Here is a 15470-nt window from a genome sequence, read left to right as displayed (position 1 = left end):
TCTTTGTTGCAGGAATCACTGCTTTCTTAACCGGGGCATGTTTGTAGGTGATGGCCTACAGCAAGTCGGGCCAGCTTCCATTGAAAGAGCTGGCCCGACTTGTATAAAACGAAACCTATGCTTATAAACCTTTACTGGGCATTACCAATGCGTTTGGGTCGTTTGGTTTGCTGCAGCACGAAGGGCACACACACATCGGCTGGACAACCGCAGATAGTGGGCAGCAACAGCACCGTCACATCTTTGTAACAACCCGAGCCATTGTAGACCCGTACCGTGTAGGCCTGAGCCACCGCCGGGTTGCTCAGCGTGCTGACAATGATGCCGTTGGCCGGGATCACTTTGGCGCTTCCCGACAGCACCGCAGCCTGATTGAAGCTGCTGCCCAGCGAGTACTGATAGGTTTGGGTGGGCTTGAAGTCGCTTAAGGTAATCTTGCCATTGGTTTGCAGACTGTTGCCCACACAGGTCACCGGGGTCGCTACGGCCCGGAACGTGGGCAGGGGGGCTTCCTCGATGATGAAGGGACAGCAGCTGAAGTCAGGGCACTTGCCCGTCACATTGTCGACAGCCAGGCTATAACTTCCCGGCGCACTCACCTCCAGCACGTTGGTGTTTTGACCGACGATCTCCTCGCCGTCGCGGTACCATTTGTAACTGGACCGGCCCGGGGCGACCTCCAGGCGGAAGGTGTAACTATCCCCGGCGCAGACGCGAACAGGGATGGTGGTACAGACGGTGGCCGTATCACCGGGGATGGTGGCCTTGTTGTAGAGGATACCACTGCTGTCGGCCCGGGCCTGGAAGGTCAGGCTCAGGCTCTGGGCGGCTGGCAGGCTGGCGACGGTCCAGGTGCTGATGGGCGTTCCCTGGGTGAAGGTGCTGCCGGCGGGGGCGGAGACTGAACCGGGCACGAAGGTCAGCCCGGCGGTGGTGGAGTCGGTGACCACGACGTTGGTAGCGGTACCAGTTCCCGTATTGGTCAGCACCAGGGTGTAGGTGAGGATGTCGCCGATTTTGGCTTTGGAGCGGCTGACCATTTTCTCCAGAGAGAGCGCCGGGGCACCCGAACAGGAGGCCGGGGCGGTGAAGGTCACCGATGTGGTACCACAAGCGGTCGCCGAGGAGACCACACTAACCGTCTGCGTCAGCCCATCAGAAGTCAGTCCGGCGAGGGTATAGCTGACCGGACCGTTATCCGTTAGGGTCACCACGGTGCTGCTGCTGCCTACCGAGACAGTCAGCGTTTGTGGGCTGGCCGAGTTGATAGCTGCGTTGGTGGCCGAGACCGTACCCGTCAGGGTGTAGGTGTTGGTGGCCGTGTTACAGACGCCCGGGGTGGCTGTCGCTTCCAGCGAGCAGACGGGCAGGGCCGTTACCGTAATGCTCAGGGCGGCAACATCGGAGCAGGATTTAGCGTCGGTCACCACCACCGAGAAGCTGGTGGTAGTGGCTGATGTAGGCGTACCCGAGATCACCCCCGTGGTAGCCTCTAGACTCAGACCCGCGGGTAGGGTACCCAGCACCGTGTAGGTGTAGGGCAGGGTTCCGCCGGTGGCCGTGATGGTCTGGCTGTAAGGGGCGTCGACCTGTCCATTGGGCAGACTGGCCGTAGTCAGACTGGTCGAGCAGACGGTACAGGCTACCGGTGCCGTGTAGGTGGCACTGGCGGATGTGCCGCCCGTCAGGGTAGCGATGAGGGTGTGGCTGCTGGCATCACTGACACCACTTACCGAGAAACTGGCCGTGGTCTGGCCGACTGTCAGGGTGATGACTTCCAGAGTGGTGCCATTATCAGTCAGGGTCAGACTACCCGAGACGATGTTGCTCAGGCTAATGCTACCCGTCGCGGTGTAAGTGTTGGTCACACTGTTACAGAGGGGTGTGCTGACCAGCACGCTCAGGGCCGGTGGGGCAATGGAGCAGGAGGCCGGAGCGGTGTAAGTGACCGATGTGGTACCACAGGCGGTGGCCGAGGAGACCACACTAACCGTCTGGGTCAGCCCATCAGAAGTCAATCCGGTGAGGGTATAGCTAACCGGCCCGTCACCTGTCAGAGTCACCACGGTGCTGCTGCTGCCCACCGAGACGGTCAGCGTTTGGGGGCTGGCCGAGTTGATAGCTGCGTTGGTGGCCGAGATCGTACCCGTCACCGTATAGGTGTTGGTGGCCGTGTTACAGACGCCCGGGGTAGCTGTCGCTTCCAGCGAGCAGACGGGCAGGGCCGTCACCGTGATGCTCAGGGCGGCAACATCGGAACAGGCTTTGGCGTCGGTGACCACCACCGAGAAGCTGGTAGCAGAAGCTGATGTAGGCGTACCCGAGATCACCCCCGTGGTGGCCTCCAGACTCAGACCCGCGGGCAGGTTGCCCAGCACCGTGTAGGTGTAGGGCAGGGTTCCGCCGGTGGTGATCAGCGTCTGGCTATAAGCCGTATTGGCCTGTCCGTTTGGCAGATTAGCCGTGGTGAGGCTGGTCGAGCAGACGGTGCATGAGGCTGGTGTAGCGTAAGTGGTGCTGGCCGTGGCCGTACCGAAGCCAGCGATTACTGTATGAGTCGGCGGAGTAGAGCCGCTAATCCCCGTCAGACTGAAGGTAGCGGTGGTTTGTCCGGTTGTGATCGCTATCACCGTCAGGTTGCCACCGTTGTCGGTGATGGTCAGATTTCCGGCTATAGCGTTGGTCAGGTTAACCGTACCCGTCGCTGTATACTGGTTGGTCAGGGTGTTACAGATGGGTGTGCCAACCAGTACCTGGATGGTTTCGGGCAGGAAGAAGCCCGCATCCAGTGTCGGATTGAACTCGCCGGGGGCCAGCGTTACCGATTGGGTCTTGCCCGTAATCAGATCCGCATCCGAGTCTTTAGCGTCGTCACTACCCGTATTCTGTAATGTAGCCGTGTAACTGGTCGGAGCCGCGAAACCCACTCCATAATTAATCAGGCTGCCGGGAGTTAAGCCGGTAAACGAATAGAAGCCCGACGCGTTTGTGGTCGTTGTTAGCGATACCACCCCGTTGACGTACAAGGTTACGTCAACACCTTGTATCCCCAATTCATTGGCATCCTGAATCCCGTCTCGATTACTATCCAGGAAGACGAAATCCCCTAAACCGGCTGGGATGAGATAGAAACCGGCATCCAGTGTCGGGTTGTTTTCTCCGGAGGTTAATGTGACAGCAGCGGTTATGCCATTGACCGGGTCTGAGTCAATCGTTTTGTCCGTACCTGATAAAGGAATCGTTGCGGTATAGCCGGTTGGTGTGGTAAAACCTACTGCGTAGCTGAAACTGCTGCCTGGGGTTAGGCCCGTAAAGGAGTACAAGCCACTGGCGTTGGTGGTGGTCGTAGTGGAAGACACTCCGTTGATGTATAGAGTAACAACAACGCCTGGAATTGGGTCTTCATTGGCATCCTGAATCCCGTCTTTGTCTTCGTCGACAAAGACAAAGTCACCCAGGCTGGCTAGCTTTACGTAGCCCATGTCGACGGTCGTATTGTTCTCGCCCGCCGTCAGGGTATACACGCCCGTGATTCCTGTTGCAGGCAGCCCGTCTGAATCTTTCGAATCGTCATTACCAGCGTTAGCTGTGATTGTCGTGTAGCCTGCTGGTTGAGTAAAGCCAACCGAGTAACTCAGGCTACTGCCGGGGGTAAGGCCTGTGAAGGAATATAAGCCACTGGCATTGGTCGTAGTCGTTAGCGAGGCTACCCCGTTGGTATATAGGGTCACTACTACGCCCGCAATGGGTGTGTCGGTAGCATCCTGCACGCCGTTGGTATTTTTATCTTCGAAGGCAAAGTCACCCAGACTGGCTGTCTGGATAAAGCCCACGTCATATGTATGATTAACCGAACCAACGTTGCCGGTGGTTACACTGATAACCGGTGCTGTCGTGCCCGCAACGGTAGCGATCAGGGCGTCTGAGTCGTTCAGATCATTAGCATTGGTCGTGGTACTGTTGACCTGTGTCAGTATGTACTTATTGCCACTCAGGGTGAGCAGATCGTTGGCAAACTGAGTTTTGCCGAAAACGATCTGGTACGCTGTATTGGGCTGGATAGCGGTGTTCGACACGGTACCGGCCACTGTACTGCTAACCGGATTATTGTTGAAATAATATTCACCGCTTGTATTGGTTGTGGTAGAGGCTACCAGCGTACCATTTTGGTAGAGCGAAACAGTTACACCTGCCAGCGGGGGTTCGCAGGCATCCTGCACACCATCCTGATTGTCGTCCCGCCACACCCGGTTACCAATTTCGAGTAAGGTAATGGTGTTACAGCTAAGCTCAATGTCGCCCAGGCCGGTTGCTTTGGCAAACGTTCCCGGATTCGGACTCCCATCGGGGCCACGTGTAATATACACAGAATACGAGCCTGTAACCTGACCTGTGGAGTTGCTCATGTAACGCACACCACCTGCATAGGGGTGACCATCAACAGGGTCGATAGTTGTTACCACCACTTCACCGCTACCTGGTTTTAGGGCTAGTCCACCCATAACTTCTTCGGCATGGTACAGGACATTGGTACCACCTTCCTGCACCCAGTTATCGTTATAGAATTCGCCAAAACCGGGGCCTTGTGAATTGTTTGCCCCGTAGCCGATGTTCGGTCCTGCCTTTGCATTATTTTCCAGTACAAAGGCACCGTTCGAGTAAAAGGCACGGAGCAGATCGCCCGCCTGTGAGTTCGTTTCGTAAAGTGTTGTGCTGGTACCATCCGGGCGGTAGTTTCGATCGCCACCCTGAAAACCCGTACGATCACCAAAGGCAAGAACCATCGAACCATCGATATCAAATTCGATGTCCGTAAATATGGGGACTGGGTGACGCAAAGTAGTGCTGCCATCAAGCAGGTCATTAAAGGTATCCGTCCAGGGAAACCAGCCCGTTATATTCCGGTTCGCAGCTGCTGGATAGCCTTTGGGATACGTTAGCGGGAAATCGAAAACCTTGGTGAAGGTAGAGCCATTCAATTCATATACAGAAGCCCTCAAATCGGATTTGTCTCCCGATGTCTGCGCATCACAAACGCCCCCTACGTAGACTTTACCATTGTACACCTTCAATGCCCACGGGCGAAACTCACCATTAACGCAGGTAGCTGGAATGATAAATGAGTTGACATTGGCTGCCGTTGGCTTCGTAACGCCATCGGTATTAAACTGCGTGATGTCAATCGAATATAGCTTTTGATCATTCAGGTTCATCAACCATAACTTGTTGCCATCCTCCGATATTTCCAGATCGCCAATACCTGCCTTCGCCGTCAGACTGAACGAATCAGGATCACGACTTGGCTGGGTCTTATCGCCCACTAAACCACGGGATGAGTTACTGGCAATGGTGCCTACATCAATACCTATGGCCGATACACTGAGGAATGTGGTTGTGGTGACCGAGGCTGGGTTCGAATAATCGGTAACATAAATACCGCTCAACCCGGCGGGCCCTAAGCCGGCATGGCGCTTTAGAACCGCGCTCAGGAAAAGTTTTTTGGTTGTTTTATTATAAGCCGCCCCCCAAACGCTACCAATCTTACTGGCGCTGGCCAGCGGATTTTCGCCCTGGAAAGTGATGGATGAAACGCCATATGGAATACTAACCAGTGCTGCCGATGTTGCCGACGAACTGCCCGTTACCAACGGGTCGCCATATACATAACAGGGCACGAAAATATCCGGTGTGTTCGAACAGTAATCAATGGGATTGTTTACGCCAAGATCTGTTGTGCAGTTAGGCGCATTGACAAACTGAACGGTTGTCCGGGAGTTAGCACCATTTACGCCCAGGTTATAAACGCCAGGCACATTACTAAACTCGACCCGTACCGGATAGTTAGCCGGAGGTATCGAAAGTGTGTAACGGCCATAAGCATCGGTGGTAGTGGTGTAAACGGTACCATCACAGGCAATCGCTTTCACGGTTACAGCCGGTACACCCGCCGTTTCACCTGATTCCTTGGTGCCATTGTCATTAAAGTCTTTAAACACGGTACCGCCTAAATCAGATCCTGTAGCACAGGCGGTTGGCAAACAAGGGGCCGGTGTCGTGAATGAAGCTGTTGCCAGACAGGCTGTCGTGCTATTGAATTTGGCCGTAATGGAGCCCGTGCTACTATTGGCATCTACTTCAAAAGCAACTACCTGAGGGCTGACAATCGTGCTTTGCCCGGTGAGCGTTCCGACTACCTGCGGATAGGTTATGGTAATCGTTCCCGGTGTAATCGTTCGGCTCTGTGCTCCGCTTGTTATAACGATGTATTCACCCGCCGGGGCATTCTCCCAGGCAACCTCAACACTCACGGTTACTTTGCTCCCCGCCGTTGTACTGTAGCAACCCGAAACGGTGGGCGTAAGTGACAGCGAACAGGCCGGAGTCACATACCCGGCATCAAACGAAAAATTATTTTGACCCGATTCGCCCAGCGTGAAGCTGATAAGCCCCGCCGAACTTGGATCGGTGTCGATAAGGTCGGTGTTGGTACCTGTAGCTGAGTTAGGTTTGGTGCTGAGGACCAGCGTATTGGCGCTGGCGCTGCTTGGGAAGGTTAGTGAATACGAACTTCCACTGGTCAACCCCGTAAGGCTATACGCAAAGCCGGTAGCTGCTGTGCCGCTGGTATTGGAAAAATAATACTCGCCACTACTATTTGTTGTGACACTTACGGGCGACGTCAGACCGGGTCCGGTCAGGGTCACTTTCACCCCGGCAATGCCCGGTTCACCGGCGTCCTGAATGCCGTTATCGTTAGCATCCATCCAAACCCGGTTACCGATTTCAATGGGAGCTTCGTCACAGGCAACAGCAATGCCCCCTAATCCATTGGCTTTTCCCAGGGTCACATCGCCTGCAGTGGAGGAAATGTAAACCTGATACCGCCGATCATCATCGCCGTCGGTATTACTGAACCAGCTGAAACCGCCCGAAAAAACAGATAAGGGATCCATTACGGTAGCTACCAGCTGATTGGTACCTGAAACGACCGCCAAACCACCCTGCATAGTTTCCTGGTGAGTAGTAGCATTCAGGTATTCTTCCTTGGCATAAAACTCACCACCACCGGGTCCCTGGTTATTTCCGACACCAGATGCCGATGTAGCGGTACTGATTCTGCCATTATTCTCTAAATTCCATTGCGCACCATCAAAATGAGCGCGTAGAATGTCGCCCCCAACATAGCCACTGTATAAAACAGGTGTGCCACTGTTGTCGCCTGGTGCCCGCTGGCGGTACCCTAACTGATGCCCGGCCCGGTCCATAAAGCCCAGCACCATATCGCCATTATCCGTAAAGGCAATACTGGATAGTACGGGCTGAGGCAGGGCCGTACGGGTAGCAAACGCGTTTGTATTGTTGGTGTTAAAGTTTGAAAATGTGTCTGTCCAGGGGTTCCAGACATCGCCCAAAGCCGGATAGGTATGGTGAACATCGCCTTTGGGGTAGTTGAGCGGAACGGTTATAACAGGGGTCGTATTAAAGGTCTGCGTCGTTTCGTCCATGGCATAAACGTACGCTTTAAGGTTGGCTTTGGCCGTAGCGAAATTGTTTTCACCGGTACAGACGACACCTACATACGCTTTGCCTTTGTACACGGTAATGCCAAAGGGACGGGCAACCCCATCGGTACAGCCAGGGTCTGGAATGGCCAGTGTTTGTACGTCGGCCGCTGTGAGGCTCGCTTTGGCCGGATTGCCAATGTTGAGGATAATGAGCTGTTTGTTAAACAGATCAATAACATACAGTTTGCTCTCGTCTTCAGACAGGGCCATGCCCCCTAAACCCGCTTTTCCCACCAGCGTAAAAGCAGTTGGGTCAGAACTTGAGGTCAATCCACTGGCTGGCAAACCGCGAGTCCCTAGTGCCGTGGTGCCCAGATTCGTAATGCCCAGTGTTTGCACGTTGGCATATGTCGTGCTTGTGGGTGATGTACCAACCGTAGTCACGTAAATACCACCCAAACCCAAAGGACCCAGGCCCGTATGGCGCTTCAGGAAGGCTGCTGAAAATAACTTCTTGGTTGATCGCTGATAAGCTGTCCCCCACACGCTGCCAATTTCAGCTGCAGTGCCGAGTTCGGTTGGTGAGGGCGTGGTATTTGTTGCCGTGTAAGGTACTTTTACCAGGGCATCCAAGTTAGCTACGTCACTTCCCGAAGCTAAGGGGTTGCCACTTAAGTAACAGGCAACCAGCAATGATGGATTGGACTGGCAGTAGTTACGGGGATAGTTTATCCCCAGGTTTACACCTGATGTTCCTCCGGTAGTGAACTGGACCGATGTGGCGCTGTTTGTACCCCTGAAACTTTCATAGTCACTGGATGCCAGATTTGTAAATTCAACTCTGAACTGGCTGGATGAGCCAACATTGAGTGTATAGGTCCCGGCCGCCGTTGTTGTGGCTGTTGCCGAAACAACGCCACTTGCGTTAAACGCCTTGACGACTACGCCCGCAACACCCGGTTCGCCATACGCATACGTACCTGATGACGGGATGGCGGTATAAGCACCATCGCTGTTAAAATCACGATAAACGGTTCCGGTAATTGTTTGACCTAAACTTGATAAGGCTCCTCCGCATACGAAAAGTAAGGCAAGAGCCCACCATACCCGCAGGAAGCTGTAAGATTTCGGGAAGACGTTAGGGCGAAGCTTATCAATCCGACAGGCGTTCATTGCTCCCCAACTTCGAGGTTGTAAGGGGATGGGACCGGAACATTCCTGACTCTGGTAGGAAGAGTAGGTACGTGACGTAAAAGGATTTGTCATACAGCCAAAGATTTGAATTTTACTCAGATGAGAGTATTTATCAATATCCGTTGGTTAAGTCAAACCGTGTGCCAAGTAACTGTGGAACCATTTATTTCATCTGGTGTATACACTTAAGTATAATAAAATACACATATATACTATTTATTTAAATACTATTTTTATATAAATGGTTACCTTAATAAAGATTATCAAATTATATGCCAATGGTTGTTTGTATCCAAATTTATGTCGTTCGTAATCTATTTTACTGTGTGTATAAAAATAAGTATAATATGAATATATAATGTATTGTTTTGACGCACTTTAGGTATGGTACACAGTGTGCTTCGCTATCATTCACCTGTTACTGCAGGGCAATCTGAATGATAACGTAAAGTTGACCAAATACAGAAGTAGGATTTTTCTTATTTAGCGTCGCCTATTCGTGCGACCCGTTTGGTTTGTTTAAACACAAAGGGAATACACTGATTCTCGGGGCAGGTACACGCAACGGGCAGTAGCACGACGCTGGTATCCGCATAACAGCCCGACTCATTATAAACCCGGATGGTGTAGGCTTGAGCCAGCGTTGGATTGGGGAGATCGCTAACGATCAGGCCATCGGCAGGAATTGCCTTTGCTGACCCGGATAGTACAGCCGTTGGGGTAAAACTGGTACCTGCCGAATATTGGAACGTATACGTAGGCTTGACGCCTTTCAGCTCAATTTTACCGTTGGCTTGTGGGGTCCCGCCCACACAGGCAACCGGAATTACCGTTGCCTGGAAGGTAGGCAGGGTATCTTCTTCAAGGATAAACGGGCAACAGCTGAAGTTGGTACAGGTACCGGTGCTATTATCAATAATGAGTTTGTACTCCCCCGGCTGGGTAACGTCCAGAATGTTGGTTGTGAAACTGGTGAGCTCACTGGTAATGCCATTGACCGTGCGAAACCACTGGTATCGGCTGTGGCCGGATGCCACCGCCAGTCGATACGAATAGCCACTTCCCGGACAAACTTTAACGGGTACAGATGTACAGACTCTTGCCGTGTCGCCGGAGATGATGGCTGTGTTGTACAGGATGCCGCTGCTGTCGGCCCTGGCTTGAAATGTGAGTGAGAGGCTTTGTCCCGAGCTGATCGATGCGATGATCCAGACACTTCCCGGATTGCCCGGCGTAAACGTAGTACCTGAAGGCAGCGTAACAGATGCGGGTATATAAGTCAGTCCGGGGGTATTCAGTAATTGAACGGGTACCCCGCTGGCGGTAGTCGTGCCTGTGTTGGTCAGTACAAGGGTATAGCTGTTGATTTCACCGATGTTTGTTCTGGATTTGTCGACCCGTTGCTCAAGCGATAACATAACTGGTATCGATTGGGTGCAGGATACCGGCGCAGTATAGGTGGTAGAAGCCGTTAGACTGGCAAAATTGACGGTTACCGTATGCAGCCCCGAACCGCTGAGCAAACCCGTCAGGCTGTAGATGACGGATGTCGTTCCGGCACTCACCGAAAGAGCTGTCGTTGCCAGCCCATCCGTTATTATCGCTGTTCCCGATGGCGCATTGGTAAGCGTTAGCGTACCGGTTGTTGTGTATAGGTTGGTGGCGGGTTCACACACCCCCGGGTCGGTTACGGATAGCGTGATCGTAGGAGTTAGAGCGGGAGCCGGAGCCGTTGGGGCGACAGTGCAGGAAACGGGTGCGGTATAATTACTTGACACTGCCTGACCGGCGTAACTTACCACCACGGTATGCGAATCCGTCCCCGAAGACAAACCGGTTAAGGAATAGGCGACCGATGTCTCGCCCGCGTTGATCGGGACCGTCGTGCTTACAACTCCATCAGTAATGGTAGCGGTATCAGTGATTGCGTTGGTTAACGACAGGCTGCCACTAATCGAATAAGTATTTGTTGAGGGCTCACAATCGCCCCGAGTCACACTTACAGCAAGGTCTGGTAAACAACCGATGGGGGCCACATAACTGGCTGTAGTACTGGAACAGCCTGGCAGGCTGGCCGTTACCGCATGGGTAGATCCATTTGCGGGCAGGTTGTTAAAAACCGCTGTGAAGGTTGTACTGGCTGTTGTTACCGCAACTGTCTGGCTGGACGGGCCATCCGTGATGATGAGTGTTCCTGTTACAGCATGAGCGAGTGTGACCACTACCGTATTGGAAAACGTATTCGTCGCACCGGCACACGGACCCGACAGGGCTGTGGCTGTTAAACTACAGCAAACCGCAGGTAGCAAGGTTACGGTTCGCTCAATGTAACAGCCCGATGCATTGTAAACCCGAATGGTATACGCCTGGCTCGTGGCTGGATTGACAAGATTATCGGCCAGAACCCCATCGGCCGGAATCATTTTCGGGGCTCCCGACAGCGATGCAGTTGGATTGAAATCGTTTCCTTCAGAATATTGATAGGTATCGGCAGGGTTGAAGCCCGAGAGTATGATCTTTCCATTGGCCGGGGGCATATCTGGACAACTGGCTGATACGGTTGTTGCCTGAAAGTCAGGTAAGGCATATTGTTCGACGATAAACGGGCAACAGGAGAAATCAGGGCATTTACCGGACACATCGTCGACCGACAGGCTATAGCTACCCGGACTGCTTACTGTCAGAACGCGGGTTGTTTGATCGGTTAGTTCGACACCATCCCGAAACCAGCGGTAGCTGCTTCGCCCGGCGGGTCCTGTTAGTTGAATTGCGTAGGTGTCGCCTTCACAAACTTTGAGCGGAATAGAGGTGCAAGCTGTTGCGGTATCTCCGGGAACGGATGCCTGACTATACAAGATGCCGGAGCTGTCGGCCACCGTCTGGTAGGTTAAACTTAAGCTTTGGCCGGCCGCTAAGGAAGGGATCGACCAGGAACTGATGGGTATGCCCGCCGTAAACGTAGTGCCGCCGGGAGCACTTGCCGAATTGCTTACATACTGCAGGCCGGTCGATGTAGAATCCTGAACAAGAATGGCCGTAACTGAGGCCGCGCCTGTATTGGTCAGGACAAGGGTATGGGTCAGTACATCGCCCTGATTTGCGATGGATTTATTGACAAGATTTACCAGCGTAAGGGTATTGGGAGCCGGGGTTTGCGCCCATGATAGATTGCTTAAGATCAATAGCGTAGCTGTGAAAAACCACACTTTACCAATTAACTGATTGGGGAGTCTATAAGACGCCCCGTCAGCTGAATCCTTGACAGAAAAGGATAGTCTGTGGAAATAATTGGGCAAGCAAACCTCCCTGATAGATGCATTCATGAGCGCTGTGTAGCCGGAAATCATGGCTCCAGGGATGCGGGTGACAAACAGCGTGCCAATATTTACTAAATAGTGATAATGGTAAATTATTGTTAAATTATAATACCTGTAATAAAATAAAATTAGTGTATAGGTTACTAAAATGGACGCTTCGGGGTTCCAAACGGCTTTGAAACAGCAAGATTCCGTGTCGAAGCTCTTTTTTTATTTCATACGCCAAACCCGTACCTTGCAGTACCAGCATGAAACCAGATACAACGCTGGATGTTTATGATAAATGAAGCAAAAATGGCCGTTGACGACTTGGCGACGACCAATAATGATACGCAAACTCGTCCATCGTCACGCATACAGGTGTCATCAGAAATAGGCACTCTACGAAGACTATTGATCCATAGCCCCGATCGGGGACTAGGTAAAGTGGTGCCGTCTAAAGCACAGGATTGGCTCTTTGAAGACATTGTGCATTTAGATATGATGCGCCGGGATGAGTATGACTACTACGTTAAGATTCTGTTATACTTCCTTGATCCTGTTAAGGTGAAAGGCCGGATTGCGGAACTCGGGCCCGATGCTGACCGGGGCTTTTACAAACCCGACCACGCCGACTATTTTAAGTCCGACAAGGTTATCGATATTCAGTGTCTGCTGTCGGATATTCTGGCCGATGAAGTTATCCGTACCCGACTGATTGCGGCTATTTGCGGTATCGAGCGAACATCGTTTCGAACTCAGCAGCAGTTGAGTCAGTACGATCCGGTTGAACTGGCAAAAATCATGATCTCGGGCTCGCTGCCCGACTTCACCATGCTGTTTGCCCCGCTTCCCAACTTTATCTTCACGCGGGATATTGGCATCGTGATCAACGACCATATTCTGCTCAACAAGCCAGCCAAACTGGCCCGTACGCGGGAGGCTCTGCTGGCCCAGTATATTTTCTTTAACCATCCGCTCTTTATGGATTATCAGGATAAAATTCTTGAAATTCCCGATAATGAGCACGCTTTTTTACTGCCCGAGGCCGATGTGAAACGCGATGTTACCCGGACCACGCTGGAAGGGGGCGATGTGATGATGATTGGCAAGCGGCATCTGATTGTTGGTGTTAGCGAACGTACGACCCTGTACGCGGCCCAGCAGGTTATGCGCCTGGTATTTAGCAAAAATGTAGTCGATAAAGTAACGATCCTCCAGATTCCGAAAAAGCGGGATTACATGCACATCGATACCGTATTCACCCAGGTGAAACGCAATATATGGGTACTCCTGGGCTCGCTGGCCCGCACCGGCGACGAAGCTAAAAAGCGTGACGTTATCCATTTCTTCGCTCCCAAAGATGTATCGGAAGATCTGAAAATCATGCAGTTCAGTAAGGGCCTGGAACATAAGCCGATCGAGATCGATAATCTGGAAGACCTGCTAACGGGTATTAGTGAAAACGACCTTGGGGCTACCGAACCCGTCCAGTTCATTTATTCCGGCAATAACGAATTTCCATTTGGTGCCCGCGAACAATGGACGGACTCCTGTAATCTGCTGGCGCTGAAAGATGGGGTTGTGGTCGGCTACGACCGGAACGAAAAAACAGCCGATGCGTTTCGGGCGGCAGGATTTGAGGTAATCGGGGCGGCCAAACTGCTGGACCGTTTCGAGCGGGGCGAATCCTCTCCCGAGACTATCGAGAACACGTTTATCATGTTGCCCTCGGCCGAGTTGAGCCGGGCACGGGGCGGCTCCCACTGCATGAGTCTGCCCTTGTTGCGGGAGGAGGTGTGAGTGTGTAGTTGTAAGTTGGTAAGTCGGTAAGTCGGTAAGTCGGTAAGTCGGTAAGTCGGTAAGTCGGTAAGTCGGTAAGTCGGTAAGTCGGTAAGTCGAAACCTGTAAAGTTAAACCGTAATCTTGAGCTTAAAATGGGATGGAAAGTAAAGCGATTTGAAGATTTGTTGATCTGGCAAAAAGGCCAGGATTTAGCCGTGATCATTTATACTATCTACCGCGAAAACCGGGATTGGGGGTTTAAAGACCAGATTTGTCGAGCGTCGGTGTCTATCTCAAACAACATTGCTGAAGGCTTTGACCGGCATAGCGAACTTGATTTTGCCCGTTTCTTAAATTATAGCCGTACCTCATCAAATGAAGTTAAATCAATGACTTACCTGGCCTATCGATTAGGGTATGTTGATGAAGGGCAACGAACTCATATCATTTTATTGACGGAGGAGTTGTCAAAGATGATAAACGCTTTCAGCAGGGCATTGAACAAATAGCTGGATCATGCTAACTTGCTGAAGAAAATTTAGTCAGTAAGTCGGTAAGCGGCTTCGCCCAAGTCGGTAAGCGGCTGACGCGCGAAAGCAATACTCCAGCGTCAGCCACTTACTGACTTACCAACTTACTGACTTACTGACTTACCAACTTACTGACTTACCAACTTACTAACTGAATTTCCATGCAATCACAGGCCACTTCCCATATTTTAATGATTCGTCCGGTCAACTTTGGCTTCAATACCGAAACGGCCGAGTCGAATGCGTTTCAGGATAGTCAACTGGCCTTACAAACGAAGGGTGTAGCCCAGGAAACGGCCCGTCAGGAGTTTGACGAAATGGCCCGCCAGCTTCAGGCAATGGGGGTCGACGTTACCGTGTATGACGATACGGCTGAACCCTATACGCCCGATTCGATATTTCCTAATAACTGGGTGTCCTTTCACGCCAGCGGAACGGTGGTCTTGTATCCCATGCAGGCCGAAAATCGTCGTCTCGAACGCCGACAGGACATTATCGACGATTTGGCCAAACAGTACCATGTCGCCAGGGTCGTTGACCTGACCCATTTTGAGCAGGAAGGGAAGTTCCTCGAAGGCACGGGTAGTCTCGTCCTCGATCGGATGAACAAAGTTGCCTTTGCCAGCCTGTCGCCCCGAACGCACCCCGATGTGCTGGCCGAATTCAGCAAACAGACCAACTACCGGATTGTCTCGTTCAGCGCAGCCGACGCGGGAGGGAAGGCCGTTTACCATACCAATGTGCTCATGTGCATTGCCGATACGTTTGCCGTCATTTGCCTCTCGGCCATCAGCGATCCCGACGAGCGGCTCATGGTCCGGCAGGAACTGGAGAAGCTAAACAAGCGGGTAATCGATATTTCGCTGGAGCAGATGGCCAGTTTCGCAGGTAACATGTTGCTGGTATTGACCCGCAAAGGCGAAAAAATGCTCATCATGTCGACCAAAGCCTACGAGTCACTGACCGCCAAACAGATCGACCTGTTAGATGATTACGCCACGCTGTTCCACTTCGACCTGTCCATGATCGAAGGCAACGGTGGCGGCTCCGCCCGCTGCATGATGGCCGAAGTGCATTTGCCGAAGAATTAGTCAGTAAGTCAGTAAGCGGCTTCGCCCAAGTCGGTAAGTGGCTGACGCAAGTGTTACTGATACGTCTGC

The 15470-nt window shown here is 52.3% G+C and carries 5 protein-coding genes; 3 read left to right on the top strand and 2 right to left on the bottom strand.

Annotated elements, in window-relative coordinates:
• Nucleotides 1-131: 131 nt before the first annotated feature.
• Both ACYVK4_RS25330 and ACYVK4_RS25325 read right to left on the bottom strand, forming a co-directional pair.
• A complete protein-coding gene (locus tag ACYVK4_RS25330; protein ID WP_461130369.1) occupies nucleotides 132-8771 on the bottom strand; it encodes an SdrD B-like domain-containing protein in 8640 nt (2879 codons plus the stop codon).
• Between the two features lie 407 nt (nucleotides 8772-9178).
• Complete coding sequence (locus ACYVK4_RS25325; RefSeq protein ID WP_461130368.1) at nucleotides 9179-12022, bottom strand: hypothetical protein; 2844 nt, start codon at nucleotides 12020-12022, stop codon at nucleotides 9179-9181.
• Between the two features lie 288 nt (nucleotides 12023-12310).
• On the opposite strand from ACYVK4_RS25325, the gene ACYVK4_RS25320 reads away from it, so the two are divergent.
• The 3 genes from ACYVK4_RS25320 (at nucleotide 12311) to ctlX (ending at nucleotide 15401) form a co-directional block, all read left to right on the top strand.
• Nucleotides 12311-13798 carry an arginine deiminase family protein gene (locus tag ACYVK4_RS25320; RefSeq protein WP_461130463.1) on the top strand — a complete coding sequence of 496 codons (1488 nt, stop codon included), beginning with the start codon at nucleotides 12311-12313 and terminating at the stop codon, nucleotides 13796-13798.
• Between the two features lie 134 nt (nucleotides 13799-13932).
• On the top strand, nucleotides 13933-14289 hold the full coding sequence (locus tag ACYVK4_RS25315) for a four helix bundle protein (protein WP_461130367.1): 357 nt from the start codon (nucleotides 13933-13935) through the stop codon (nucleotides 14287-14289).
• A gap of 182 nt (nucleotides 14290-14471) precedes the next feature.
• Nucleotides 14472-15401 (top strand): citrulline utilization hydrolase CtlX, encoded by a 930-nt coding sequence (ctlX, locus tag ACYVK4_RS25310; RefSeq protein WP_461130366.1) that lies wholly within the window; start codon nucleotides 14472-14474, stop codon nucleotides 15399-15401.
• The last annotated feature ends 69 nt before the right edge of the window (nucleotides 15402-15470 follow it).

Source organism: Spirosoma aerophilum, assembly GCF_054782495.1.
The sequence above is the reverse complement of the archived record's forward strand: the minus strand, read 5'-3'. Positions and strand labels throughout refer to the sequence as shown.